This is a genomic window from Pantoea sp. BRR-3P, assembly GCF_039621635.1.
Lineage (GTDB): Bacteria > Pseudomonadota > Gammaproteobacteria > Enterobacterales > Enterobacteriaceae > Pantoea > Pantoea floridensis.
This window is the reverse complement of record NZ_CP155066.1, coordinates 1,407,550-1,433,956: the sequence shown is the minus strand read 5'-3', so window position 1 is coordinate 1,433,956 and position 26,407 is coordinate 1,407,550. Positions and strand designations below refer to the sequence as shown.

Below are 26,407 nucleotides of genomic sequence, written 5' to 3'. Positions count from 1 at the left end.
CCGGCTACTTGCCATCTTGTTAGCCGCACCTGTCAGGGGATCAGGCGTTTACCAACATAAAGTTGCTGGCAGCCAGCGGGCTCGACTCGCTAGCAAAATTCACCTGAGACTTCTTAAATGCACGCGATGGCGGACTACACAAACTGCACGTGAACGGATTTTTGATAAACTCCGTGGTCACAATAAAACCGCCCTGACATACGCTGCAGGCTTTACGCGAAATAATGCCGCAATCAATAAAGCGTAATAATGTCCAGGCACGCGTCAGCCCCAGTACCGGTTTATCACCCTCTCGTGATGGGCACTGTTCCAGATATAAACGATACGTTTTCATCAGCGTCTGGATGGACGGTGCCTTCTCGGTACTTTTTAAATAGAGGTAGATGTTATAAAACATCGACGAATGTATATTTTGTTCCCAGGACATAAACCAGTCTTCTGAGAACGGCAGCATCCCTTTCGGTGGCGGGCAACCGCGTAACTCTTTATATAAGCGCAACAGGCGACGACGGCTTAATGAGGTTTCCGTTTCCAGAATCTGCATACGCGCGCCGAGGGTAATCAGCTCCATCGCAATATTTACTTCGTGTACTTCTTGCAGCAGGCTTTTCTCACACATTCCAGACACCTCGCTCTGCAACTTCTGCCGGTGCTTCACTGAGTGAATTAAGCAAATTGGTTGAAAGAATGATGCCAGTATGAATTTGCTGCAGTGCTTCTATACGTGAATCCTTGGTTAGGTTTTCGATGACCACTTCATCATCAACACGAAGTCGGCATATAAATTGATTGGTTGCCGCCAACTTCATTAACTGCGGCAGGGACAACTCTTTTAAGTTATCCATAGTTCCCTCGGATAATCCCAGGCGGAAACCAGCAGCAAACTTATCCTGACGGATTATCTGCTGAGCAAGCAGTAGATATGACAAATTGATATCATGGATGTGTTGAAGATATTCATCGAAATTAGACACTGAGTAACACCTCAAAGTTTATTAATCATAAACAGGTAAAATCAAAAAGGTGATCATTGGTATCAGCTGGAAATTCGCATCTCTGCAACACCGCTCGTTCACATTTATTTCACACCAATGTGTAGAGTGGATAACCCATATTCCAGACTAATGAAAACCACCTCATCGGAAAGTGGAAAAAGCATAACTTCTAGGATTATTCCTGGCAATCAGCCGAAAACAGGCCTAATCCGATGTTATTCACTAACCTTATGATTAAACTATGATTATTGAGCTGTTAAACGTTCTTAAACCTTATGCGTTAATATTAAGCCTCTATTTTAACCGCTGTTAACATTATTAACACCCTGGCTTCATACCTCGAACGAGGTATCATCCATCCTGCTGCGTAAGCGTTTAATTGCCAGACTATGCAACTGACTAACGCGCGTTTCCGTCACGCCAAGAATCAAGGCAATCTCTTTCATGTTAAGATCTTGTTGATAATAGAACTGCAGGATACGCTGCTCGCGCTCCGGAAAAAAACGAATATGCTCAGCAATACTCTCCACCAGCTTATTCTGAATGGTTTCATATAGCGGATTGAGCGATTCATGTTCGTCGGTTGATGTTTCCCAGGCATCCGGAGACATTTCCTGCAACTCTTCTATCGAATACATTTGGCTGGTATTGGTATCGGCCAGCATTTGATGAAATTCGTTGAGAGAAATGCCCATGCGCTCAGCAATATCCAGCTCGCTGGCTTCACGCCCCTGCTCTTGTTCTATTTCACGAATAATGGCAACCATTTCACGTGAATGGGTTCTGACGCGACGCGGCACCCAATCACGTTCACGTAATTCATCCATTAATGACCAGCGCACGCGTTGTATTATCCAGGCGCTGAGCGTGACGCCTTTCTTTGGGTCGAACGTTTCAACAGCACCTAAAAAACCGATGGCACCAGCCTGAATAAGATCGTCCAGCTCGACACTGGCCGGCAATCGCTTTTGTAAGCGTAAAGCTTCCTGCCGTACCAGATAGTGGTATTTCGACCACAGCGCTGTTTTATCTTCCAGCCCTTCGGCTGTATAAATACCGTTCACGTTACTTTTCCACCCCATATTCTCAGTGAGAATTATCCGGTGAAAACGCCTTTTCAAATAGTGCAATAAGGCTTTATAACATGGCGCTTTCCGGTACTTAATTAGCCTGTTTGCGTAATTACGTTGAGAAAGCGCCAATAGGTGCGGCTATTTATCGCCTTTGAATAAATTAAAAGGTTTCCCACTGGGCGTGGTTATTATCTGGCTTCGCGTGTAAACGTGGCGCGTGCATTTTCATCGGCAGCAAATCGTGCTGACTGGTAACGCGTTCACCAAGCGCAAATTGCGCCACCAGTTTTTCCAGCTCGTCAGAATGCGCTTCCAGCTCACCTGCCGCCATCGCCGCTTCTTCCACCATCGCGGCGTTCTGCTGCGTCACCAGATCCATTTCGTTGACGGCCTGGGAAATCTGATTGATTCCGGCGCTCTGCTCATCGGATGCGGAGGTAATTTCACCCATAATCTGGCGCACCTGCGCCACGGACGTGACGATATCCTGCATCACTACGCTCGCCTGATTCACCTGACGTGAGCCGCTATCCATATTGCTTACGCAGGTATTGATCAGCGTATTGATCTCTTTGGCCGCTTCGGCACTGCGTTTCGCCAGATTACGCACTTCTTCGGCCACGACGGCAAATCCACGCCCCTGCTCACCCGCGCGTGCCGCTTCAACCGCAGCGTTCAGCGCCAGAATATTAGTTTGGTTGGCAATGCTGTCGATGACGCCGTTGATGTCGGCGATCTGACGCGAGCTATCGGTAATTTGCACCATGATCTGCTCAAGGTTTTGCATCGATTCACCACCCTGCTGCGCATTGCTGCTGGCGCTTTCCGCCAGCTGGCGTGCGGCATAGGCGTTGTCGGCATTTTGCCGTACCGTGGTTTTGATCTGCTCCATGCTGGCGGCGGTTTGCTGCAGCGCAGCGGCCTGCTCCTCGGTGCGAGAAGAGAGATCGTTATTGCCCTGGGCAATTTCTTGTGAATTGGTGTGCATGCGCACTACGCCTTCACGAATGCTGAAAATCGTACTGCTGAGAGAGGCGCGCATCGCTTCAAGTTCGGCCAGCATGGCGCCAATTTCATCGCGATTGCCATGCTCAATGACGTTACTGAGATCGCCAGAACCCACGCGTTTCAGCACATCAATCGTCATATCCATGCGCTTCACCAGCGCGCGGCGCAGCCAGTAGCGCACCATGAACAACATCACCAGCGCAATCACCACCACCGTGCAGCCCAACACCATCATGGCGTTATAGTCCGCTTCTGCCGTCGCCACCGCTTCATCACTGTGTTGGTCAGCGATCAGGCTAAACTGATTGATTTTTTCACGCAGCGCGCTGCGCAGCGACTGAAGGTTCGCTGGCGTATGACGGTATTCACGCGAGCTATGCACCGCTTCCAGATTCGCCTGCACCGCCGTATAAAGATCGTTAAATGCGCTGTTCACTTCAGCGGCAGCCCGCTGTTCCTGGTCATTATTGAACGGGGAAGCCATATAGTCGTCCACGGCATCGAGAGACATTTTCAGCACATTTTTGGTGAGCATTTCGGTTTCCGGCGAAACGGTTTCACCGCGCATCACCATCATCATCATGTCGCCAATATTCGCCTGCGCGGCGCTAATGTTATAGGCGGCATCACGCATCTGGTCGCTATTAGTTGCAGCCACTAAAATACGTTTAAAGTTAAGATTATTGATATAGGTGTTATAGGTCGTGAATGCCGTCACGCCCATTAGCGTCATGGCGAAAACGCCAATCACCAGGCTCAACCTGGTATATATTTTCAAATTATTAAACATAGTTTGTGTTCTCTACCGCCAGCAGAGAAACGGCTGGCGGTAAGACGTCCTGGAAAGTGAATAAAGGAGTGAAGCGATTATTTATTGAATAAATTCATCTTCTGCATTGACTGGAATACCATCATCGAAGCCGTGAGGGAAAATTCCGACATTTTGGAATCCATCAACAGGCTGGTCATGGTTTCGTAATCAGAACCAATCGCCGTCTGCACCTGCACGGTTAGATCGTTGATCATCGTATCGCCATTCATATCTAATGCGTCGATCTGCTGCAAATTAGTCCCCAGCTCAGCCTGCGCTTTACCCAGGCGATCAATGCCGGAATCGACTGCTTTGCTCGCAACGCTAAGCGCCGCCTGCATGGCATCCGGGTCGAGGGGATCGCGCAACAGTTCGGTGATTGCTCCATCCAGGTCTTTGAACAGATCGCCAAACACGTCGTTGCCCAAATGCCCCACCGTCATTTCGGTGCCGTCCGCAATCGTCAGCTTGCGCGCTTCCCCACCACCGATATAGGTGCCGCTGCTATCAAAAGCCGGACTGTCGGTTTTAAAACCGGAGAAGATGTAGCGGCCGCTGCCGTCGCGGTTGTTCGCCAGATCCAGCAGATTGGCACGAATACCCTGCAGCTCTTTCCCCAACGCAGCGCGATCTTCTGCTGAGTAAGTATCGCTTTTCGCCGCAACGATTTTTTCCGTCAGGCTGGTGGTCATTAAATTGCCCACGCCGCTTAAAATATTATCTTCATGCTGCAATGCATTACGCGTCGATGAACGGACATTTTTGTACAGCTCCTGCTTCGCCAGCGCATCCTGCGATTTTACCGCGCTGGTGGCAGCACTCGGATCGTCTGAGGCGCGCAATAATGATTTCATATTAGAAAGGCGTAACAGCACATCATTATTATCACTTACGCGCTTCGACATACCTTCAGCGCTTTGTTTAAACATATAAAGCGTACTTAATCGCATTATATTTTCCTTATTTAATGGCTAACAGGGTGTCGAGTAACGACGTTGCGGTTTGCAACATCTGCGCGCTCGCCTGGTAATATTGTAAGAACATCGTCATATTGACGTTTTCTTCATTCAGATCGACACCCGAGAAGGCCTGCTTGGTTTCAAGTTTGGTGTCGGCATCAATTTGGGCTGACGTCATATTCGACTGCACGGCGCGGGCGTTGGAACCGATGGTGCCCACCAGGCTGGAATAGGCTTCGCTCAGCGTGCTTTTACCAATCAGTTTCTCGTCCTGGATTTTCAGCATTTTTTCCAGGTTGTTGTTATTGCTTGGGCCGCCATCCTTAGCGTCGGACGCGGCAAAGTCTTGCGCGCTGGCCAGCGCACGGCTAATGCCGGTTGCGGCACCGGCGACCGGGTTGAGCGTAAAACTGTCGCCCGAAGCGGCACCCGCCGGCACATCAATCTCTACGCCGTCAAAGGCCAGGGTATCGCCGGAGAGCGTGGCTGGCACGGTGCGTCCGTCCGAACCCGTCACTGTCCACTGGCTACCGTCAAAGCTGATACTGTAATCCTCAGCATTTACTTTGGTGTAATCCGTGACTTTGCCATTGGTGAGATTGCCCGTGCCGGTGTTTTTCGTATTGGCAAAGACCTGCATATCGGGCAGCTTGAACAGGTCGCCACCGGCGTCGCCCGCTGGCGTATAACCCTGACGATGCTGTTCGTTAAAGCGGCTGGCCATCTGGAACGCAATTTGATCCAGTTCGTTGCGCGCCAGCTCCAGATCTTCATTACGGAACTTGAACAAGCCCGACAGGCGGCCTTTGGTAAAGCTGGATTCGTTAATCGCCTCGCTTTTACCCTCTTTGTTCACGTAAGAGACAATGGTTTTATTGGGATCGCTCGGCGAAGGGGACGTGGCGAGTTTGTACTGCTCTTCACCAAACACCAGCGGGCGACCATCTGCCAGCGTGACGTCAACGCGGCCGGTGATTTTATTCTCGGTGACATCAATGCCAACCTGCAAAGCTAACGATTCCAGCAGGGCATCACGCTGATCCAGCAGATCGGCCGGCGCGGAGCCATTCTGTGCCTGCACGCGCTCCAGCTGCTTGTTAATCTCCGCCAGCTGTTGGGTGTAGGCATTAATATCTTTGACGCTCAGATCGATCTGGCTGTTGGTGCTTTTTTCCAGATTATCCAGACGCTTACCGCTTTCGTTAAAGCGCTGTGTTAACACGCCGAGTGAGCTATACACCGCCGCGCGTGCCGGGCCATCGGAGGCATCGCCGCTCAGCGTTGCCATCGATTTAAACAGGTTGTTCAGTGACACCGAAACGTTGTCCGACACATCGCCCAGCATGTTATCGATATCGGCCAACTGCTGATAACGTCCGTCCAGCGCCCCAAGTTTAGAGCCTGAATCCCGCAGCTGAGTATTGGTAAACGCATCGTAGACACGGCTAATATTGTTCACTCTGGCGCCGTAGCCGTAGAAACCCTGCGCCGTGGCGAGGCCACCCGATTCCCCAATAATCATTTCACGACGACTATAGTTCTGCGACGTAGCATTAATCATGTTGCTACCCACAACATTTAAAGCGGACTGACCTACATTCAAGCCACTTTTCGCTAAATTAAACAGGTTATTCATAAGTTCTCTGTAGATATCAAGATGACCTGCTAATTGCCGCCAGGCCAAAATATTCAGTCGGTATATAACTCATCGGTGATAGTAAAAATCTCTAAAACACCTTCTTCAAAATAATTGCGCCAGGTCAGTTTTATAGGCTGAAACGCCCTGCTGAATATCCCCTTTGACCTTTTGAATAATATTGATGAGTTTGGTTGCGTAGGCCGGATCGGTGGCATAACCGCCCGCCTGCAGCGCTTTCGCGCCCTGCTCCGCCGTGGTGGAATTCACCACACGGCTGTAGCGTGGATTGTTGGTCAATAACTTCGCGTAATCTGCCAGCGCATGTTCGTAGGAGTCATATACGCGGAAGGCGGCTTTCACTTTCTGCTTCACGCCGTTGATATATTCGGTGGTGGTGATCTCAGCCGTTTTACCTTTCCAGTCGCCGGTCGCCTTAATGCCGAACAGGTTGTGGCTTGGGCTGCCATCGGCGGCCGGAATTTCACGCTGACCCCAGCCCGACTCCAGCGCGGCCTGCGCCAGAATCAGATGCGGATGCACGCCACTCTGCTGCGCGGCCGCCTGCGCCGGACGCATCAGCTTGGCAATAAAGTTGTTGCCGCTGATGGTCTGGTTACCAAATGATACCGGTGCCGGTAAACGTACCGGTCCGGTGGCGGCACGCGCGAAGGCGGTGGGCTTGCCTGCCGCCAGTGACACCGGATCGCTGCCGGGTGCGCTGAGGTTATGTTGTTCACTCTCACCGCCGAGCTGGCGGACGATAAGATCGGCAAAGCCGAGCTGTCCTCCCTCGGCGATGTTTTGTGCAACTTGTTGATCGTGCATGGCGGTAAACATCTCCGACGACTGGCTATGCAGCAGATCGTCTTTGATCGTGGCATCGCGCATGCTTTTCATCATCATCTGCACGAAAATGCCCTCCATCTGCTGCGCCGCGGCTTTTAAGGCGCCGGGCGACTGCCGCCCGGCCTCCCGTTTCAGCTTATCCAGCGAGCGCACATCAAAGGCTGGCCGATCAAACTTATCCATCGCATCCATTAATTGATCTCCAGTTTCGCCCGCAGGCAACCGGCGTTTTTCATCGCCTCAAGAATCGACATCAGCTCATTCGGCGTGGCACCCAGCGTGTTCAGCGCGCGCACCACGGTATTGAGATCGGTGCTGCTGCGTACGCTTTGCAATGAACCGCCGTTATCACGCACCGAGATATCGGTTTGCGGCGTGACCACCGTTTGCCCACCGCCAAACGGCGTGTCCGGCTGGCTGACCACATTGTTTTGCGTCACTTCCACCGTCAGCGCACCGTGCGCCACGGCGCAGGCATCCAGCGAAACATGCCGGTTCATCACCACCGAACCGGTGCGCGAATTTACGATCACTTTGGCATCCTGCACGCTAACGCGTACCGGAATATCCTGAACCGCCGCAAGGAAGCGTACGCGCTCTGGGCCGGTGGCCGGGGCAAACAGGCGAATGGTACGTGCATCTTCAGGAATGGCCGCGCCGCCGTTATAGCGACGGTTGATCTCATCGCTGATCAGTTGCGCCAGCGAGAAATCGGATTCATTCAGCTGCAAACGCACCACGTTCTGGCTGGCAAAATCATTGGGTATTTCGCGCTCAACCGTGGCGCCCGAGCTGATGCGCCCGCCGTTGAGCTGGTTAACCTGCACGCGGCTGCCGCCTGCGGAAGCACCCGCGCCGGAGATCAGCACGTTGCCCTGTGCGATGGCGTAGATTTGGTTATCCGCGCCTTTCAGCGGCGTCATCAGCAGCGTTCCGCCGCGCAGACTTTTCGCATTACCCAGCGAAGAGACCACGATATCCAGCTTATCGCCGGAACGAGCAAACGGTGGCAGCTCTGCCGTCACCATCACCGCCGCGATGTTTTTCAGCTGCATATTGGTACCCGGCGGCACGGTAATGCCGAGCTGCGACAGCATGTTATTCAGGCTTTGGCCGGTAAAGGGCGCCTGCATGGTCTGGTCGCCCGTGCCATCCAGACCCACAATCAGGCCGTAGCCCATCAGGGCGTTAGAACGCACGCCCTGCACCGTAGCCAGATCGCGCACGCGTTCTGCCTTCGCCGCACCCGGCAGCATCACCGTACAGGCGATGAGCAGGATGCTAAAAAATACAAACAGGGATTCTTTTTTCATTGCCGTATCAGAATGGAGAAAGGTTCAGGAAGAAGCGCTGCAGCCAGCCCATATTCTGCGCTTCGTTGATATAGCCGTTTCCGACATATTCGATACGCGCATCGGCCACCTGGGTCGATGGCACGGTGTTATTGCCGCTGATGGTGCGCGGGTTAATCACGCCAGAGAAACGAATGAACTCGGTGCCCTGATTAATGGCGATCTGCTTTTCGCCCACCACTTGCAAATTGCCGTTCGGCAACAGCTGGTTGACCGTAACGGTAATGGTGCCGGTGAAGGTATTACGCGCTGCCGCGCCGCCTTTACCGGAGAAATCGTTGCTGCCGCTGGCGTCAAAATCTGCTTTGCCATTACCCAGCCAGCCTTTGAGCTTACCCGGCAAGGCGGTGAGGCCCGCACCGGCAGAGCCGTCACGATTGGCGCTGGCAGAAGAGCTTTTGCTGGCGCTGACGTTTTCCTGCAGCAGCACCGTCAGCGTGTCGCCGACGTTACGCGGGCGGCGATCCTCAAACATCGGCTGATAGCCATAATTCATCGACTGGCCCGCCTGGAACAGCGAACCGCTGGTGACCGTCGTCGCCATCGGCGTCGGCGCGGCCGAGGTGGGGCCGGTGACCAGCGGTTTCTGCATGATGTGGGCGCAACCGCTCAGCAGCAGTGCACAGGCGATGACCGCAACCGGCGGCAAGGTATAGAAAGAAGTTTTCATTTCAATGTCGTAATAGTCCGGGCGTGGCGGGTGTTGCAGGCCGCGCCCGGAGAGGGAAATTACAGCTGAGAAAGACGCTGCAGCATCTGATCCGAGGCGGATACCGCTTTACTGTTGATCTCGTAAGCGCGCTGAACCTGAATCATGTTCACCAGCTCTTCGGCCACGTTGACGTTGGAGGTTTCGATGTAGCTCTGCTTCAACGTACCGGCATCTTCCAGGCCCGGGTTCAGCTCATTTGGCGCACCGGATGACTGGGTTTCGCGATACAGGTTGCCGCCAATGCTCTCCAGACCGGCGTCATTGACGAAGGTCGCCAGCGTCAGCTGACCAATTTGCTGTGGCTGCGCCTGGCCAGGCACAGTAGCGCTAACAATACCGTCGGCGCTGATTTCCAGTTTCTTGGCATCCGCCGGTACGGTGATGCCCGGCTGCACCGGGTGGCCTTCGGCATTTACCAGCTGGCCGTTCTCATTTTTATCGAAATGGCCATCGCGGGTGTAAGCGGTACTGCCATCCGGCAACTGCACCTGGAAGAAACCTTTACCCTCGATCGCCACATCGGTCTCATTGCCGGTCTGGTTCAGTCCGCCCTGCGTGTGAACACGCTGGGTCGAGACGGGACGCACGCCGGTACCAAGCTGCAGGCCGCTTGGCAGCGAACTCCCTTCAGATGCCTGCGCGCCAGGCTGACGCATGGTTTGGTACAGCAGATCCTGAAATACCGCACGCTGACGCTTAAAGCCGTTGGTATTCACGTTCGCCAGGTTGTTGGAGATAACGTCCATGTTGGTCTGCTGTGCTTCCAGACCGGTTTTTGCGATCCATAAAGAACGAATCATGTTGATGCTCCTTGGCGCGGCTTAGCCGACGCTCAGTAACTGGTTAGCCTTTTGGGCATTTTCGTCGGCGGTACGAATCACTTTCATGTTCATATCGAAGCCACGTGAGTTAGCGATCATCTCTGCCATCGCCTTAACCGGGCTGACGTTGCTGCCTTCCAGTGCTTCGGGGCTGAGGCGCAGCTGCTCATCCTGCGCCAGGGTGCCCGCCGCTGCGGAACGGAACAGGCCATCATCGCCGTGCAGCAGGCTGCTCATTTCCGCATTGACCATTTTCAGGCGGCCGACCTGCACCAGCGCGGTGGCATCGTCACCGCCGCCCAGCGCGGAGATGGTGCCGTCCGCGCCAATGGTCACTTCCGACTGCGGCGGCACGGTTAACGCCGCGCCATCGCCCATCAGTGGACGACCACCGACGCTCAGCGCGCCCTGGTTATCCACCTCAATGGTGCCGTTGCGGGTATAGGCTTCGCTGCCGTCCGGCATTTCCACCGCCAGCCAACCGTTCTGTGGCAGCGCCACGTCCAGGTTGCGTCCGGTGTGGGTGATGGGACCCATGCTCTCGTCGTGGAACGGCGTTGATTCCGCCACCAGCGCACGGGTGTTGAGGCTTTCGCCTGCCACCGGAACGGCGCGGAACGCCGCCAGCTGCGCGCGGAAACCGGCCGTTGAGCTGTTCGCCAGATTGTTGGAGGTAACCGCCTGGCGATTGAGCGAGGCGTTGGCGGCGCTCATGGCGGTATATATTGCGCGATCCATTCAGGCCGTCCTTAACGCAGGTTAACCAGCGTCTGCAACAGCTCAGACTGGGTTTTAATGGTTTGCGAGTTCGACTGGTAGTTACGCTGATAAACGATCATGTTGACCATCTCCGCGCCCATATCGACATTCGACTGCTCCAGCATGCTGCCGTTGACGTCACCAAAACTGCCGGTGCCGGACGCGCCGAGGAACGGCTGACCTGAGCTCGATGATTCTGACCAGACGTTGTTACCTTCCGACTGCAAACCGCTGGTATTGGGGAAATCGGCCAGCACGATCTGCGCCACGGTTTGACGTTTACCGTTGCTGTAGGTGGCAACCACTTCGCCGTTATCGCCAATCTTAAAGTTCTGGTATTTACCCGGTGCCTGACCATCGATTTCGCCGAGTTTCACCAGGCTGTCGCTGGCATTTTTCGTCAGCGCTTTTAAATCAAGCTGCAGATTAAGTGGGTTGGCGCCGTTGAGCGCAGCACCCGCAACGGTCATGACGCCGCCAGCGGGGACGGTGGTGCCAGGGATCAGGTTGCCGCTGGCATCAAACTTCAGCTGCATCTGTGAATAGCTAGGTTTTGGCGGGGTACCGGTCATTACGGGTGACGTTTCATCACCCGCATAGGCTTTCCACTCACCCGGCGAGGTCTGGACGAAATAGACTTTGACGGTGTGCTTGCTGCCCAGGCTGTCGGTGGCTTCGATCTGGCTGACGAAGTTATAGGTGCTTGGATCTTCCGCATCAAAGGCGCTGGTGATCACCTTGTCGTCATCGGCTTTCAGATTGCCCGTGAGCGTGCCGGCGGTTGAGGCTTCTGGCTGCATATCATCGGTAGGAATGCGGATCGGGCCAATCGGCGCGCCTGGCTCAATTTTCGGTGGTGTGCCCGTGGCCTGGTAGCCGGTCAGGTACATGCCGGAACTGTTGATGACGTTGCCCTTTTCATCGGTATTGAACTGGCCGTTACGGCCGTAGAACACGCTGCCGCCCTCGTTCACAAAACGGAAAAAGCCTTTGCCATCGATCGCGATATCCAGATCGCGTCCGGTTGATGCGAGGCTGCCGCTGTTGAAGTCCTGGTTGATGCCCGCAACCTGCACACCCAAACCGGTGGTACCGGCGAAGATGTCGGCAAATGAAACCGAACCGGCTTTAAAACCAACGGTCTGGGAGTTGGCGATGTTGTTGCCTACCACGTCCAGCGCTTTAGATGCTGCATTAAGGCCGCTCAGGCCCTGAGAAAAACTCATAATAAAATTCCAGAAAGTAAGAGGGATTATTATTGGATGACAAAAATATCGGCCAGCGTAACCATATCGTCGCGACCCACCAGGTGCAGGTACGGGCCTGCGTCGGTTAAGGTCACACCCGCGACCGTTTCTGCCGTCAGGCCAGTGACATCAACGGTGTCCTCACCTTTTTTGGCGCTGAAAGTGACGGTGTACTCGGTATCAGGCGCGGGTTCAGCCGGTTTGAATTCTTTCAGATCGTCGAGGCTGAATTTCTTGGTGCCCGCCTTAACGTTTTTCAGATCTGCGGTGTAGGCATTGCCTTCCGCATCGGTCAGCGTCACGGTGACGGTGTCAGCATCGTTCTTCAGGTAGAAGTTGAAGTCTTGAGACTCTGGCGTCGCGTTCGTATCGGCGATCGGCAGAATTTCGTTATTGCGGCCCACGGTCACCTTAGGATCCCCTTCCATCAGCACGCTACGCCCAACCCATGACGCCGCATTCATGCTTCCCAGCGAAATCATCGTCTGCTGCATATTTTGCGCTGCGGTATTCAGCTTCTCGATGCCCGCTGCGGTATTGAACTGTGCCAGCTGTGAAGTGAGCTGGTTGTTGTCCATGGGATTGGTGGGATCCTGATTTTGCATCTGTGCCACCAACAGCTGCATAAAGCTGTCGGATAAATCGGCGGCGGCGCTGCCGTTGCCCGATGATGCTGAGTTAACGCTGTTATTTACTGCAGAAACCATGTGCTCAGTCCTTACTGGCCAAGGGTTAAGGTTTTCAGCATCAGGCTCTTAGCAGAGTTCATCACTTCTACGTTGGCTTGATAGCTGCGTGAGGCGGAGATGGTGTTCACCATCTCATCCACCACGTTGACGTTGGGCATGCGCACATAGCCCTGCTGGTCGGCCAGCGGATTACCCGGCTCATACACCATGCGATCCGGCGCGCTGCTCTCCACAACGTCACTCACCCGCACGCCGCCGACATCCTGACCGGCCTGTGCCTCCACCGAGAACACCACCTGACGTGCGCGATACGGCTGGCCGTCTGGACCGACGACGCTGTCGGCGTTCGCCATGTTGCTGGCGCTAACGTTGAGGCGCTGTGACTGCGCCGCCATCGCTGAGCCGGAAATATCAAATATGCTGAAAAGTGACACTGATCATTACCCCTGGTTTAATACCGTCATCATTTTCTTAATATCCGCGCCAAGGAAGGTCAGCCCGGATTGATATTTCACGCCGTTATCCGCGAAATTAACGCGCTCGCGGTCCATATCCACGGTATTACCATCGGCACTCGGCTGATCCGGAATGCGATACATTAATTGATCGTCGTCAATTAATTTTCCTTTGGCTGCAATATGCCGGTCTGACGTTAATGCCAGTGAGACCGGTGATTTCGCCATTTGTTGATTATCCATGGCGTTTTTTAACTGCTTTGTAAAATCAATGTCACGCGCCTGATAACCCGGCGTGTCGGCATTGGCAATATTTGATGCCAGGATATCCTGGCGGCGCGAGAGTAAACCCAGCGCTTGCTGCTGAAAACGAAACGCGTCGTCCAGTTTATTGACCATTAAAGATGGCTCCTGCTACAGATTATTTTACCGGCGATAGTGTAGACAGCAGCGGTGAATTATCACACTGCGAAGAGTCGACAGAAATAAACGCATTTAGACTCATAAAATAAAGCAATGCGGGTTGAGAGGAATGAAGCGAGTAAATGGCGACAAAGGTGTTGCCATTTACCGCATTAAAAGCAACGCATCAGCGGTTATAATTTAATCACGCTGAATACAGCACACGTTTTCTTTTTATATTTAAGGCACCCCGGATGAAAATCCCTCTTGTAAAAATCTTCGCTACCGCGTTGGCCTGCTGTTCGCTGCCGTTAATCGCCAGCGTGCCGGATACGCCCTCCGCCATTGAGCGGCTGCAAACGCGCCTGGATGCGCTGCTTTCACCTCAGGTGGAAGTGAACACTGACATCGTGCGCACCGTGGAGCTGCTGGCCACGCCACAGCAGCTGGCGGCGTTATGTGAAAACCCGGAGCTGCGACTGGCGGGACACGATACACGCCTGACCGGCAAGCGCACGGTGATCGCCAACTGCGGCAAGCGCAATCACTACCTACCGGTGCGCATCAGCGCCCAGGGCAGCTGGTGGGTGGCCGCCCACGATCTGGCCGGTGGTGACATCATCCAGCCAGGCGATATTAAGCGCGTAACGGGAAATCTGGAGGGACAACCGCTGGGACTCGTGTTTGAAGCCAATGAGATTGTGGGTCAGCGTTTGACCCGGGGGTTAGCGCTGGGAAAGCCGTTAGTACAGAGTCAGTTGCGCCAGCAGTGGCGCTTGCGCTCAGGACAAACCGTTGACCTGGTCACCACCTCGGCGGGCCTGCGTATTCGCAGCCAGGGCAAGGCGATGAACAACGCGGCGGTCAACGATACGTTAAAAGTTCGGCTCAATAATGGTCGTACAATCAATGGCAAAGTGAACGAAGACGGCCAGGTGACGATTTTTTTACAACAATAATTTTAGTTTTTTCGCCAATCACCGATGACTAGTTTATACGCAGTGGCACACCTAAAACTGGCGAGGATGAATATGAGTATTGAAAGCACCAAAGCAACCGCAGCGATTAACACGATCGCCGCCACGCAGGATATGCGCACCCGCTCACAGACGCAGAATAATGAACCGTCATCTGCTGGCCGCGCAAAGGCGGATAAAACCGAAGTCACCCTGAGTGCGCTGACCAAACAGATTCAAACCAACGACAGCCGCGACGTAAATTATGCGCGCGTTGCTGAAATCCGTGCCGCATTAGCCGCAGGCGAAATGCCGATTGAGCCCGAGAAAATAGCGCAATCGCTGGTGCAGGAACTCTTTCAGTTTTAATAATTGCAGGCCTTTTTAAGTTATGGAAAAGCTTTTTCCTATTTTGACACAGATGAAAACGTCTCTGGACGAACTAGAGGCGATTATGATTGAGGAAGTCAATCAGCTAAATCGCACGCAGATAAACCCGGTTTCACTGCAAATCCTGACCGATAATAAAAGTCAGCTGCTGTCGACCATTCAATATTATGATGAACTGCGTCGCCAGCAGGAGCAGCAGTCTGCGCTTGAAGCGCCCTACCATCAACACAGCAAATTATTTGCCTGCTGGCAATTGGTAAGCGAACGCGTGCGCATTACCAAATCACTTAATTTACAAGTGGAACATCTGCTGCAAGGCCATATGAAGAAGAATCAGCAAATGCAAAAAGTGGTAGAGAAAGTCGGCCACAATACCAGCACACTTTATGGCCCCGCAGGAGAATCCAATAATCTGCCGAGCGGACGCAAATACAATATTAGTATCTGATTTCCTGACCTCTGGATGTTTATTTACTCGCCTTCACGGCGAGTTTTTTTTGCCCGGCGTAAAAGAATAATCACTATCCCGGTAGGCAACGCGCGCAATAAATTGCGTATATGCAGGTGCGCATGAATGCGCACCCTACGAAACCTTCGGGTCGCCATTGATAATAAGCCATGAAATTACCGAGAGCACCTTCCGTAGCGGCGCAATTCATTGCGCGATAAATCGCGCCGCTACGGAAGGTGCGGTGATTTGATACGGCGCTAACCGATCGGCATTACGCCATCAACGGCGACCGCACGCCGGTAATTGACAAGAATTAAACGGCGTTATACGCCTGGGAAGAGCTGCGCGATTTGCGCATTGCGGACATATCCTGGCTGAGGATAGAGAGGCGGGATTTGATAAGGGTGCGCAGCTGGGCATCTTCTGTCAGCAGCGCCGCAAGCTGCTGCGCAGTGAGCGTCTCCGGCTCCTGCGTAAAATCGCGCTGGCATAACGCCTGCATCTGCGCTAAATAGGCACCGATCTGCTCGCTGAATGCCGCCCACTCTTCTTTACTGGCCAACGCTTGCAGCTGCTGGTTTACCTCCTGCAGCTGCATGATCTGCGCCATTATCTTATTTTGCATGGCTCACCTGACGTGCTTGCGGTTCGATGGCTTTCCACGTCTCAGACAAATCAACCATCAGCGTGATCAGGTGCGGCAACTGCTCGCCTGATTTATTGACGCTGGCTTCCAACAGGCTGCGTGAAACGTATTCATATAAACGCTCAAGATCGGCGGAAATCTGGCCACCGATTTCATGGTCGAGCCCGGAACGCAGGCCGTTGTCGATAATGTTGATCGCGCGTGAAATCATCTCTCCGCGGCGCGCCACGTTGCCGGTTTGAAAATAGATTTCAGCGCGGCGCATCGCATTTATCGCACCGTCAAACAGCATGGTGATGAGCTGGTGCGGCGTGGCGCCAGAAACCTGGCTGTCGAGGGAAACATCAGAGTAGGCATTCTTGCCGGTTTTGCTGTACATCATTTTGTCCTGCCGGGCAGACGCGCTGCCCGGGAATTAGGGATTAACTGTTCATCATACCGAGCAGCGCAGACTGCAGCTGGGTACTCATGTTATTCATTTCTGTCATCGCTTTATCGAGACGGATGAACTCTTTCTGGCTACGCGCCAGGCTTTGCTTGATCAGATCTTCAATACGGCTGATCTGCTTTTCATTACGCTTATCCTGGGCCTCAATGCCTTTTTTCGCCGTGGCGATAGCGCCCTCAACTTTAGGGTAACCTTCGTTATCGCCCAGATAGGTTTTGAACAGTCCATCCATCTTGCCTTTCAGGCCTTCGGCGCCATCTTTGCCGAGGAACAGCGCTTCCACCTCTTTTGGATTGTTTTTCAGCGCTTCTTCGAGCTTTTTGCTGTCGATGGTGAGCATGCCCATTGTCCCGGTGCTCTCCTGGCCCGCTTTAAATTCATCAAATTTAACGCTAATGCCCAGGCTACCCAGCGAAGGGAAAACTTTGCTGATATCGCTATAGCTGCCCACTGCCGCTGATTTTATCTGGCTGCTTAAACGGCGCAGCGTGCCATCCCCAAACAGCGCGCCGTTGTTGGGGTTTTGCTGTGCCAGTTCGTCGGCGTTCTTGATAGGCTCTTTATAAACGCTAACGCTGGAAGCAGTACTGAGGAAGGCGTTGTACTGCTTGACGAACTCCTCAATCATGCTTTTGACTTTGGAGGTGTCGGCGGTTACCGCGAGGGTTTCAGGCTTATATTCGTTCTTTTCAATATCGCCTTCATCTTTGGTAATTTCGGAGACTTCACGCAGTTCAAACGTAATGCCTTCAATGGCATCGGTAATAGTGTTTGAGCTGCGCTCTACAAGCTCTCCGTCGATGTACATCTTGGCGTTAAGCGCTTTGGTCATTTCTTCCATGCCGGAGGTTTTGCCTGGACCATAATCCAGCACGCCAGCCAGCGTATCATCCCCGCTAACCTCCATCTTAATCTCGCCTTCGCTACCGGTTTTCTTGGAGGTGACAACCAGTTTGAACTTGCCGCCTTCCGCCGCCATCACCGTGGCGTTGACGTCACCGTTCTGGGCGTTGATCTTTTTCGCGATCTGCACCAGCGATGTCTCATCATTTTTGAGCGTCACTTCCATCGGCTGGCCTTCACCGACGGTGATTTTTAAAGTGCGCGTGTCGCTGCCGTTGCCCAACTGCGCATCGTTGGTGTCCTGCGCGGCTGAACCAATTTTGTGCGACTTAGCCAACTGCGCCACCGCCACAGAGTAGCTGTTAGGAATGGCGCCTTTACCTGCGGTGGCTTTAAAGGCTTTGTTATCGCCAATGCTGACGCCGTTAAAACCTTCATCCTGCAGTTTACCCAGGTTGGTTTTTAATGCGTCCAGCGAGCTGGAAATCTTGCTCCAGGCAGAGAGCTGGCCGCTATAACTGTTTTGTTTCTGTAAATAGGGGTTAAGCTTTTTACTTTCTGCGGCTTCAAGCTGGCCCAGCAGTTGTTGAATATCGAGTCCGGATCCACCCAAGCCAGAAATTGGTGCAATCGCCATAATAAGGTTCCTGTAAGCAATATAAGAAGTGTTCTTCTTTTCCCATCGGAATTTCCGGGAATAAGTTTAATTTTTTACATTCGCGGCAACAACGCTATCGTCGATAAAATACACACCTTGCCGCTTATTGCGGAATTAGCCGGCGCTAATCATATAATTGGCGGCAATTTTGTAGCTATTTATTGGCATTAATAAAAAATTCAAAAAAATATTTATGTGATTTTCCTGCCCACCGATGAATGGAGTATGCGCAACAACAGACGCATATTTCTCAGCAGCAGTTCTTAAAATTAACTTTATAAAGGAATTCGATCATGGCCCAGGTCATTAATACCAACTCACTGAGCTTGATGGCTCAAAACAACCTGAACAAATCACAGACTTCTCTGGGTACTGCTATCGAGCGTCTCTCTTCAGGTATGCGTATCAACAGCGCGAAAGACGATGCCGCTGGCCTTGCCATCTCTAACCGCTTCACCTCTTCTATCCGTGGCCTGACTCAGGCTGGTCGTAACGCCAACGACGGTATCTCACTGGCGCAGACCACTGAAGGCGCGCTGAACGAAGTGACCGAAAACTTGCAGCGTATCCGTGAACTGACCGTACAGGCGAAAAACGGCACCAACTCTTCTGATGACCGCGCGTCAATCCAGAAAGAGATCACTGCCCGTCTGGACGAAATCAAGCGTATCTCTGAAACCACCAACTTCAACGGCGTTAACGTGCTGGACGGTTCTAAAGATGCACTGACCATTCAGATCGGCGACAAAGATGGCCAGACCATCAACATCGACCTGACCAAAATGGACCTGGAAACCCTGAACCTGGACGACTTTGACGCTGAGTTCGCTAAGCTGCAGTCTTCTGCGGTGAAAGGTTCACAGTTCAAGGCGGCGGGCGATCTTAACGCAAATGGCTCTGAAATCGATGTCGGTGCAAAAACTCCTTATAAAATTGTTGCAGGTGATATTGATACAATCGCTGGTAAAGCGGGTATTGCTAATGGTAAAGGGGAAATCAGAACGGTTACCGAAGGTACAACTACACGCATCTTTGCGGTAGATAAAGATAGCGGTAAAGCGTATGAGATGAAGCTTACTACTACTCCAGGGACGGATCCTCTTGTCGATCCTGTAGAATTAGCAGATGCGTCAGTAATTAGTGAGCTGAATGAACTGGATTCAGACGTGCTGGTCAATGGCCCAAGCACCCTGACCAGCCTGAGCAACGTGAAAAAAGGTGACGACCTGGTTGAAGCAGGCGGCAAGAAATTCAAGCTGGATGCGGCGATGCTGAACCAGATTTCCAATGATGCATTTGGCTCAGACGCGAAAGCCAGCGGCATTAAAATCGTTGCTGATGATAAAAACCCGGGTACTTACTACGCAGTTAATAAAGATGGTGACGTGCATCAGTTCACCATGGACGATACCGGTGCAGCGACTGTAGACACCAACTTAGCGCGTACGGCTGATGCTCAGGCAGTGCAAGTTGCGGCGAACGATTCTCTGCTGGAAACCCTGGACGGCGCACTGACTAAAGTGACCAACTTCCAGGCGGATCTGGGTGCGATTCAGAACCGTTTCAGCTCTATCATCGCTAACCTGAACACCACCGTGATCAACACCACTGAAGCACGTTCACGTATTCAGGATGCAGACTTCTCTGTTGAAGTTTCAGCAATGAGCCGTTCTAACATCCTGCAGCAGGCCGGTGTTTCCGTACTGTCCCAGGCTAACCAGGTTCCACAGAACGTACTGAGCCTGCTGCGTTAATAATAAAATAACGCTGTACACCTCACATTAAGTTGCACTTACATGCATCTTTTGCCCTCCCGTCGCGGAGGGCTTTTTTTTGCGTGCTGATTATGGGATTTTGCTGGTGCGCATTAATGCGCACCCTACGAAACAACCGTGCCTGATATTACTGCGCGCTGCCTGGTGCGCATTAATGCGCACCCTACAAAACAACCGTGCCTGATATTACCGCGCGCTGCCTGGTGCGCATTAATGCGCACCCTACGAAACAACCGTGGCTGATATTACTGCGCACCCTACGAAATACCCATGCCTGATACGGCGGTGCAACCTGCGAAAACGATAATGACTGCAGGAGCACGACCTGATGGCGCAATGCATTGCGCGATAAATCGCGCCGCTACAGAAGGTGCGGTGATGTAAAACGGCGCCTAACTGCGCGCCATTACGCCATTGATGGCGAACAGGAAATAAGCGCCCCCATCCCCCGCACGAAACCTTTCATTGATTAACGGAAAGCGGGCCTTGAACGAATTGCGCCCATAAAAAAACCCTCCGCTGGAGGGTTTTTAATGCAACACGCGCGCAAACCTATTTAGCGCTGGCCATGGTCTTTAGCCGTTGGTGCGCTGCAGCAGCGTATTCGCCGAGGAATAAACCTCCTCAATCAGCACACTGTTATTCTGCAGCGGCGTATCGCCCTGCGCCTGCATAATGGCATCGGTAATCAGTGCGCGCAGCTCTTTCGAAGAGCGGGCGCAGCGCTGCGCCAGATTGCGTGCTTCCACGGCAAAAATGCTCTCTTCCTGATGCAGTGAGTAACTGTAAGCCCGGCTGGCAAGTTGCACCAGCGCGCCGGAACTGTCTGCAATCACCGAGGCGGCTTCCTGCAACCCCTGCAGCGTCTGCACAATGCCGGCAACGCTGTCGGCCAGCATCGCCACTCGATTGGCGTTGGCCTCCGGTGTTTGTAGCAGGCTTTCATTCTGCTGGCCGACGCGGATCGCCGCGCGCGCCATAACGGCCATTTGCTCGCCAATCTCCTGCATCAGCGGTGGCAGCTGGGCGCTTTGATCGCGCACCGCCGGCACCTCATGGCGCAGCAGGGTCGGTAACTCATCATTCATACGCGCCAGATGCAAATTGAGGCTGCGCAGCAGCGTTAAGGTCGAGACTAATACCATCACCGCCAGCGGCCACGGCTTGTGCAGCGGGATGTCGGGCCGCTCGCCAAGGCGACGCGTCGGCACATCGATGGCTAGCATCCACGGCGTTTCAACGATCGGCTGCACAATCAGCGTGTGCTCACCGCTGGCACTGCGAAAAGTGGTGTGGCGCAGCGCCTCACCGCTTTGCGCCAGCAGCGAACGTAAGGGAATCGCCATCGGCAAATCACCTTCACTGAGTGAGTGCTGACCTGCGGCGCCTGCGGCATCGCCTACAATGCGGCCGGTATCTTCAACAATCCAGATACGACCGCCGAGACGATCGCTCAACTCACGCACCAGCGCATTAAAGAAGTGGCGTTCGCTACCGGAAACATCATCCAGCAAGCCATTGCCCGCCAGCGGCTTATCCAGCGTGTAACTTCTCAATGTCACCACGCTCTCGGTCACTGAGCGCTGCTGGGCCTCAACGCGATCGAGCTGGCCGCGCAGTTGCTCGGCTAACTCATCGACCTGGGAGCGCAGCCGCTCACCTTCAGACTTAATAAAGCGCGGAATAATCCCCGCCTGAACTAATACCAGCAACGTAATAAGGATAACAACCAGGATAAGTGCAAAGATCATGGAATCAATACCTGTAATACCACGGCAGCAGGACGCCGCCAGCCTGAGCCTATTTTATTACGGCTGGTGGCGGAAGCCTCGGCTAAATAGCGGATTCAAAGGGTTGATAAGCGCGCAATATTGATGCGTCAGAAGGGATAATGTGATGAAACAAGCATTTCAAAGTATTAATCCGCTAAAGCGTCCATAAATAATAACGTAAATCATAATCGGCCCCGTTAAAACTCCATTAGAATTCCGCACCATTTTTGCCAACTCATTAGCGGTGAAAGAGTTTTTAGCATTGATAATGTCCAGGCAAATAGCGGACCTCAGCGGAAAGGGAGTTATGAGAAACCATTAATTAATATTAATGACATTTCTGGTAAAAAATGCGTAAGTACTGATATAATCGCGGCCGCAAATCAACTCGGACTTTTCCGATTTGTTAGTCAGTAGTGGATGGGAAGTTTGCGCATATTCATGCCACAGTGCGCGAAGCCAGTGTCTATAGTTAGTAGCAGGTAGGTGCAGCCGGGTGAGTTTTATCGCAGCCAATTCTGAGTGGTCTTTGGCTGCTATCAGCGCCCGCGTTAATGTTATTAAATGCCCCTGACGCTTAATGAAAGGGGCGTCATGTTTGATTAGCAGGTGATTAATAATATTAATTGTGCCAATTCATACCCCCTATGCTGGTTGAAAAAAACAGGCTTTGGGCTTAAAAAACTGGCACCTTTTCATACGCCCCTGAAACTGGCGAAGTTGTGAACGTTAATAAAAACAATTATTAGATTGTTCCCTCTAAAAACACAGAAGAATCAATTATCTATGTTGAATCACATTGCGATCGGATCGTCAATGACGCTGGATGTACAGACGCGAACGCTGACACGGCTGTCCGACGGGGAAAGTGTTAATCTACCGGCCAGCGCCAGCCTCTGTTTACAGGCGCTGGTTGAGGCGGAAGGTGAAGTGTTATCTCAGGAGCAGCTGATGGATATCGGCTGGCGCAGTTCGGGAGTAGAAGTCACTGATAACAGTGTGCGGGTGATGATCAACAAGCTACGGCGTGCCCTACACACCCTGGCGTCACAGCAGGAGATTTCTCTGTTAGCCGTCACCCGCAGCGGTTACCGTCTGCTGATCCATGAACCCCAGGCAACACCCGCGCCTCCTTACGCTACCGATGCTCCTCCGCAACCCACTCGTGCACCGCAGGTCACGCTTTCAGAAGCGTTGCCACTTGCCGCAGTCCAGCCGAAACCCCGCAACCGGCGGTGGCTCAGATGGAGTGCGGCAGGCTGCTGCGGCGTGATACTCGGTTTGATCGTCGCCTATACGCTGTACGGTCAGTTTATGGCCCGGCTGGATCACATCCAGTTCGTGCCCTGGAGTGGTCCCGGCGTGCCTGCCGATACGCAGGTATTCGTGCCCCAGGATCGTCAGGATCAGCAGGCGCTGATTGAGGCAACCCTGAGCACTTATGAGAATCATGTCATTAGCAAACGCCCGTTAGAAAAACCGGCGAAAGTGCTGTATATCACGCTGGGGGCCAGCCCATCGACGCATCATCAGGGCCTGATTGCCTGCCAGCAACCCTTCCAGGACGCAGAGAATGACTGTGAATCGTTCTATTTTAAAATTTATTAACCTGCCGATGATGCTGCTGTTTATTGGCGGCTTCGCGGCGGCGATTGGTGGTTTTGTCATCCACACGATGTACACCTCACCGCTGAAATCGCAGTGCGTAATGCCGGTGTCGTTTTATGACATCAAGCAAGGCAAAGACGTGGCGCTGCTGCGCGGCAGCTACCGCAGCTACCGCGACAGCATTAGCCGTGGGCATGTCACCTTTGTCGGTAGCCTGTCGCGTTTCAGCGACGGGCAGCGCGTAGGACAGCCGGTGACGGTGAATCGTGAAGTGCGTTTTGAGGGCAGCATTACCAACAACCTGCTGCAGATGACCATTACCGGCCATAACCGCCGTATTGGCGACCAGAGCAGCGATGACGATGTCTCAACCTACGTCTTCCCGGCGCTGCATAATGGTGAAAGTGGTACCACTTCGCTCTATTTATTGGATGGCAAGGTGATGGCGACGGGCGTCGAAACGGTGGCGCGTATTGCCTGCATGAATTGAGGCTGGCACGGCGATTAAAACAGCGCGAGCACTAACTCTGCTAACGTATCGAATCCCCGCTCCATCAGACGTTCAAAGAAAGGTGCCAGCGTTTGCGCCAGCAGGAACAGCGCCACCATACCGATGCTGAGCGTGAGCGGGAAGCCGATAACAAAAATGGAGAGCTGCGGCGTCAGGCGATTCAGCAGCGCCAGAATAAAGTTAATGCACAGCAGCAGCGCGATGATCGGCAGGCCGAGCATTAATCCCTGGCTGAAAACCATCCCGGCGCTTTTCACCACGTAAAGCAGGCCGCCGCTGTGCAGCGGTGTTGCATCTATCGGCAGCGCATGAAAGGTTTCCGCCACGAAGGCCAGCAGCCATAAATGGCCGTTAAAGGTGAGAAACAGCAGCGTAACCAGAACGTTGAGGAAGCGTGAAATGACCGGGCTGTTGCCGCTGCTGGGGTCAAAAAAGGTCGCGAAAGAGAGGCCCATCTGCATGCCGATGATCTCCCCTGCCAAACGTACCGCGGCAAACAGCAGCTGCATGGTCAGCCCGAGCGCCGCGCCAATCAGCAGCTGCTTTGCCATCACGCCAACGCCGCTCCACGAGTAAATGCCAATGCCGGCATCCGGAATGCTGGAACCCAGCAGCAGCGCAATCAATAAGGCTAAACAGAGCCGCAAACGCGCGCTCACGCTGCGCTCGCCAAAGACCGGCGCCACCTGCAGCACCGCGCCAATGCGCACCATAATCAGGAAATAGTGGCTCATCCAGGCGTAGAGCTGCTCGAGCGGGATTCCAAACGCCATTAGCCAATCACAAAGGGAATGCTGGTAAATACCGTACGGGCATATTCAATAAAGATCTTCATCATCCACGGTCCTAATACCACCGCGATACCAACAATCATCAGGATTTTGGGGATGAAGGTCATGGTCATTTCATTAATCTGCGTGGCGGCTTGCAGGATACTGATGATCAAACCGGTTACCAGGGCGGCCAGCAGCAGCGGCGCGGAGATCATTAATCCCACTTTGATCGCCTGCATGCCCATCGCCATTACGCTTTCGGGAGTCATTTCCGTGTCCTTAGCTAAAGAAGCTTTGCGCCAGTGAACCGATGATCAGCTGCCAGCCGTCAACCAGCACAAACAGCATCAACTTAAACGGCAGCGCGATTGTCGTGGGCGGCACCATCATCATACCGAGCGCCATCAGAATACTGGCCACCACTAAATCGATGATCAGGAACGGAATAAAGATGGTGAAGCCAATCTGGAAGGCAGTTTTCAGTTCGCTGGTGACAAAAGCGGGCACCAGAATACTGAGCGGCACCTCTTCAGGCGTGGCGATGTTCTCTTTTTTGGCGATAGTGGCAAACATCGCCAGGTCACGTTCACGCGTCTGATCCAGCATAAATCCGCGCAGCGGTTTCACCCCTTCAGTCAGCGCCTCTTCCATGGAAATTGCATTGCTCTGCAGCGGCAGCCAGGCTTTGTCATAGATTTGGTTGAACACCGGCGACATCACAAAGAAAGTGAGAAACAGCGCCAGACCGACAATCACCTGATTCGGCGGCGCCGTGGGCGTGCCGAGCGCATTACGCAGCAGGCCAAACACGATAACGATGCGGGTGAAACCGGTCATCATCAGCAACACGCCGGGGATAAAGGTAAAGCCACTCAACAGCACCAGCGTTTGCACCGGCAGTGACCAGCCCTCTTCGCCCGTTGGACGTGCGAGAGTGATATCGCTGTTGGCCGCCAGCGCGCTGACGACGGGCAATAGTAGCCCGGCGGCCAGCAACAGCAGCTGACCGGATTGACGACGTTTCATTAGCGGTTTTCCTTGCGGTATTTCTGCAGGAAAGATTCCAGCATGTGCGGGAAGGAGTTGCTGGCCGGCGGCGTAGCAGCAGGTTCGGTTTCCGGACGCGGTTGCGTGTTCAGGCAGGCGATCTGCGTGGCCGTGACGCCCAGCACCAGACGCTGATCGCCGACATCTACCAGCACCAGGCGTTCACGGTTGCCGAGCGACTTGGTCGCCACCAGCGTCATTACATTTTGGCTGTCGTGTAAGCGACGGGAAAGACCGCTGCGCCGCACAATCCAGGCCAGGATCACCATGGCGAGAATAATCAGCGCCAGCGCACCGGTCACCGTCATCAGTACAGAGTCGGTCGCCAATACGTCGCTGGCAGGTGCAGCCTGGACAAGCGGGGCAGCGGTATTCATTAGCGGCTCAAACGATGCATGCGTTCAGAAGGCGTAATAATATCGGTGATACGGATACCGAATTTATCGGAGACCACCACCACTTCGCCCTGCGCAATTAAATAACCATTAATCAGAATGTCCAGCGGCTCACCGGCCAGACCATCCAGCGAGACCACCGAACCCTGGCTTAAACGCAGCAGTTCTTTAATGGTCATCTTGGTACGGCCCAATTCCACGGTCATTTTTACCGGAATATCGAGGATCAGATTCATGTCATCTGAAAACGGAGAGCTCGCCATGTGTTCGCTTATTCCCGCCGAGTGTTGCTCGCTCAGTGCGTCACCCCAAAGGTTGTCGATACTCTCTTCACCGCCTGACGAGTTGTTCATATCACTCATAGGG

Annotated in this window: 30 protein-coding genes; 6 read left to right on the top strand and 24 right to left on the bottom strand. The window is 53.3% G+C overall.

Going from position 1 to position 26,407, the window contains the following annotated elements:
- Positions 1–40: 40 nt before the first annotated feature.
- The 15 genes from flhC to flgB form a co-directional block, all read right to left on the bottom strand.
- Positions 41–619: a flagellar transcriptional regulator FlhC gene (flhC, locus tag AAGR08_RS06530; RefSeq protein WP_097096840.1), complete on the bottom strand. Its 579-nt coding sequence runs from the start codon at positions 617–619 to the stop codon at positions 41–43.
- Positions 612–974 carry a flagellar transcriptional regulator FlhD gene (gene flhD, locus AAGR08_RS06525; protein WP_097096839.1) on the bottom strand — a complete coding sequence of 121 codons (363 nt, stop codon included), beginning with the start codon at positions 972–974 and terminating at the stop codon, positions 612–614. Before flhD ends, flhC begins: the two co-directional genes overlap by 8 nt.
- A 353-nt stretch (positions 975–1,327) precedes the next feature.
- On the bottom strand, positions 1,328–2,059 hold the full coding sequence (locus tag AAGR08_RS06520; RefSeq protein WP_097097683.1) for an RNA polymerase sigma factor FliA: 732 nt from the start codon (positions 2,057–2,059) through the stop codon (positions 1,328–1,330).
- A 169-nt stretch (positions 2,060–2,228) separates the two neighbouring features.
- Entirely contained in the window at positions 2,229–3,866 is a 1,638-nt protein-coding gene (locus AAGR08_RS06515) for a methyl-accepting chemotaxis protein (RefSeq protein ID WP_345829165.1), read from the bottom strand.
- A gap of 77 nt (positions 3,867–3,943) precedes the next feature.
- A complete protein-coding gene (gene flgL / locus AAGR08_RS06510) occupies positions 3,944–4,837 on the bottom strand; it encodes a flagellar hook-associated protein FlgL (RefSeq protein WP_097096837.1) in 894 nt (297 codons plus the stop codon).
- 10 nt (positions 4,838–4,847) lie between these two features.
- Positions 4,848–6,482, bottom strand: coding sequence for a flagellar hook-associated protein FlgK (flgK, locus tag AAGR08_RS06505; protein ID WP_345829163.1), 1,635 nt, complete (start codon positions 6,480–6,482; stop codon positions 4,848–4,850).
- Positions 6,483–6,587: 105 nt separating this feature from the next.
- Positions 6,588–7,523 carry a flagellar assembly peptidoglycan hydrolase FlgJ gene (gene flgJ, locus AAGR08_RS06500; RefSeq protein ID WP_345829162.1) on the bottom strand — a complete coding sequence of 312 codons (936 nt, stop codon included), beginning with the start codon at positions 7,521–7,523 and terminating at the stop codon, positions 6,588–6,590.
- Entirely contained in the window at positions 7,523–8,644 is a 1,122-nt protein-coding gene (locus AAGR08_RS06495) for a flagellar basal body P-ring protein FlgI (RefSeq protein WP_097096834.1), read from the bottom strand. The genes flgJ and AAGR08_RS06495 overlap by 1 nt, the downstream gene beginning before the upstream one ends.
- A gap of 7 nt (positions 8,645–8,651) precedes the next feature.
- Entirely contained in the window at positions 8,652–9,353 is a 702-nt protein-coding gene (flgH, locus tag AAGR08_RS06490) for a flagellar basal body L-ring protein FlgH (RefSeq protein WP_097096833.1), read from the bottom strand.
- A gap of 59 nt (positions 9,354–9,412) precedes the next feature.
- Positions 9,413–10,195 carry a flagellar basal-body rod protein FlgG gene (gene flgG, locus AAGR08_RS06485; protein ID WP_097096832.1) on the bottom strand — a complete coding sequence of 261 codons (783 nt, stop codon included), beginning with the start codon at positions 10,193–10,195 and terminating at the stop codon, positions 9,413–9,415.
- 21 nt (positions 10,196–10,216) lie between these two features.
- The gene (locus tag AAGR08_RS06480) at positions 10,217–10,954 is read right to left on the bottom strand and encodes a flagellar basal body rod protein FlgF (protein WP_345829159.1); all 738 of its coding nucleotides are present in this window, start codon (positions 10,952–10,954) and stop codon (positions 10,217–10,219) included.
- 11 nt (positions 10,955–10,965) lie between these two features.
- Positions 10,966–12,201: a flagellar hook protein FlgE gene (gene flgE, locus AAGR08_RS06475; protein WP_345829158.1), complete on the bottom strand. Its 1,236-nt coding sequence runs from the start codon at positions 12,199–12,201 to the stop codon at positions 10,966–10,968.
- Between the two features lie 29 nt (positions 12,202–12,230).
- Positions 12,231–12,929, bottom strand: a complete 699-nt coding sequence (locus AAGR08_RS06470) for a flagellar hook capping FlgD N-terminal domain-containing protein (protein WP_097096829.1) — start codon at positions 12,927–12,929, stop codon at positions 12,231–12,233.
- A gap of 11 nt (positions 12,930–12,940) precedes the next feature.
- On the bottom strand, positions 12,941–13,345 hold the full coding sequence (gene flgC / locus AAGR08_RS06465) for a flagellar basal body rod protein FlgC (RefSeq protein ID WP_097096828.1): 405 nt from the start codon (positions 13,343–13,345) through the stop codon (positions 12,941–12,943).
- A 6-nt stretch (positions 13,346–13,351) separates the two neighbouring features.
- Positions 13,352–13,765: a flagellar basal body rod protein FlgB gene (flgB, locus tag AAGR08_RS06460; protein WP_097096827.1), complete on the bottom strand. Its 414-nt coding sequence runs from the start codon at positions 13,763–13,765 to the stop codon at positions 13,352–13,354.
- Between the two features lie 257 nt (positions 13,766–14,022).
- Here flgB and flgA point away from each other — a divergent pair, with 257 nt between their 5' ends.
- The 3 genes from flgA to flgN all read left to right on the top strand — a co-directional run bounded on the left by flgA (position 14,023) and on the right by flgN (position 15,562).
- On the top strand, positions 14,023–14,727 hold the full coding sequence (flgA, locus tag AAGR08_RS06455; protein WP_097096826.1) for a flagellar basal body P-ring formation chaperone FlgA: 705 nt from the start codon (positions 14,023–14,025) through the stop codon (positions 14,725–14,727).
- A gap of 72 nt (positions 14,728–14,799) precedes the next feature.
- On the top strand, positions 14,800–15,093 hold the full coding sequence (gene flgM / locus AAGR08_RS06450) for a flagellar biosynthesis anti-sigma factor FlgM (protein WP_097096825.1): 294 nt from the start codon (positions 14,800–14,802) through the stop codon (positions 15,091–15,093).
- A gap of 22 nt (positions 15,094–15,115) precedes the next feature.
- On the top strand, positions 15,116–15,562 hold the full coding sequence (flgN, locus tag AAGR08_RS06445; RefSeq protein WP_097096824.1) for a flagellar export chaperone FlgN: 447 nt from the start codon (positions 15,116–15,118) through the stop codon (positions 15,560–15,562).
- A 316-nt stretch (positions 15,563–15,878) separates the two neighbouring features.
- On the opposite strand, the gene AAGR08_RS06440 is transcribed toward flgN, so the two are convergent.
- The 3 genes from AAGR08_RS06440 to fliD are packed head-to-tail and all read right to left on the bottom strand — an operon-like array spanning position 15,879 to position 18,139.
- Complete coding sequence (locus AAGR08_RS06440) at positions 15,879–16,190, bottom strand: flagellar protein FliT (RefSeq protein WP_345829157.1); 312 nt, start codon at positions 16,188–16,190, stop codon at positions 15,879–15,881.
- Positions 16,180–16,590 (bottom strand): flagellar export chaperone FliS, encoded by a 411-nt coding sequence (fliS, locus tag AAGR08_RS06435; RefSeq protein ID WP_345829156.1) that lies wholly within the window; start codon positions 16,588–16,590, stop codon positions 16,180–16,182. Before fliS ends, AAGR08_RS06440 begins: the two co-directional genes overlap by 11 nt.
- Positions 16,591–16,633: 43 nt before the next feature.
- Positions 16,634–18,139, bottom strand: coding sequence for a flagellar filament capping protein FliD (fliD, locus tag AAGR08_RS06430; RefSeq protein ID WP_345829155.1), 1,506 nt, complete (start codon positions 18,137–18,139; stop codon positions 16,634–16,636).
- A gap of 314 nt (positions 18,140–18,453) precedes the next feature.
- Between fliD and AAGR08_RS06425 the strand changes: the two genes are divergently transcribed.
- Complete coding sequence (locus AAGR08_RS06425; protein WP_345829154.1) at positions 18,454–19,914, top strand: flagellin; 1,461 nt, start codon at positions 18,454–18,456, stop codon at positions 19,912–19,914.
- A 596-nt stretch (positions 19,915–20,510) separates the two neighbouring features.
- On the opposite strand, the gene AAGR08_RS06420 is transcribed toward AAGR08_RS06425, so the two are convergent.
- Complete coding sequence (locus tag AAGR08_RS06420; protein WP_097096819.1) at positions 20,511–21,686, bottom strand: chemotaxis protein; 1,176 nt, start codon at positions 21,684–21,686, stop codon at positions 20,511–20,513.
- Between the two features lie 807 nt (positions 21,687–22,493).
- Here AAGR08_RS06420 and AAGR08_RS06415 point away from each other — a divergent pair.
- Complete coding sequence (locus tag AAGR08_RS06415) at positions 22,494–23,315, top strand: winged helix-turn-helix domain-containing protein (protein ID WP_097096818.1); 822 nt, start codon at positions 22,494–22,496, stop codon at positions 23,313–23,315.
- Complete coding sequence (locus tag AAGR08_RS06410) at positions 23,281–23,805, top strand: hypothetical protein (RefSeq protein WP_345829153.1); 525 nt, start codon at positions 23,281–23,283, stop codon at positions 23,803–23,805. Before AAGR08_RS06415 ends, AAGR08_RS06410 begins: the two co-directional genes overlap by 35 nt.
- 14 nt (positions 23,806–23,819) lie before the next feature.
- On the opposite strand, the gene fliR is transcribed toward AAGR08_RS06410, so the two are convergent.
- The 5 genes from fliR to fliN are packed head-to-tail and all read right to left on the bottom strand — an operon-like array spanning position 23,820 to position 26,403.
- A complete protein-coding gene (fliR, locus tag AAGR08_RS06405; protein ID WP_345829151.1) occupies positions 23,820–24,599 on the bottom strand; it encodes a flagellar biosynthetic protein FliR in 780 nt (259 codons plus the stop codon).
- Positions 24,599–24,868: a flagellar biosynthesis protein FliQ gene (fliQ, locus tag AAGR08_RS06400; protein WP_097096815.1), complete on the bottom strand. Its 270-nt coding sequence runs from the start codon at positions 24,866–24,868 to the stop codon at positions 24,599–24,601. Before fliQ ends, fliR begins: the two co-directional genes overlap by 1 nt.
- Positions 24,869–24,878: 10 nt before the next feature.
- Positions 24,879–25,625, bottom strand: a complete 747-nt coding sequence (gene fliP, locus AAGR08_RS06395; protein ID WP_345829150.1) for a flagellar type III secretion system pore protein FliP — start codon at positions 25,623–25,625, stop codon at positions 24,879–24,881.
- Positions 25,625–26,023: a flagellar biosynthetic protein FliO gene (fliO, locus tag AAGR08_RS06390; RefSeq protein ID WP_345829149.1), complete on the bottom strand. Its 399-nt coding sequence runs from the start codon at positions 26,021–26,023 to the stop codon at positions 25,625–25,627. Before fliO ends, fliP begins: the two co-directional genes overlap by 1 nt.
- Complete coding sequence (gene fliN / locus AAGR08_RS06385; protein WP_097096812.1) at positions 26,023–26,403, bottom strand: flagellar motor switch protein FliN; 381 nt, start codon at positions 26,401–26,403, stop codon at positions 26,023–26,025. Before fliN ends, fliO begins: the two co-directional genes overlap by 1 nt.
- Positions 26,404–26,407: the final 4 nt, after the last annotated feature.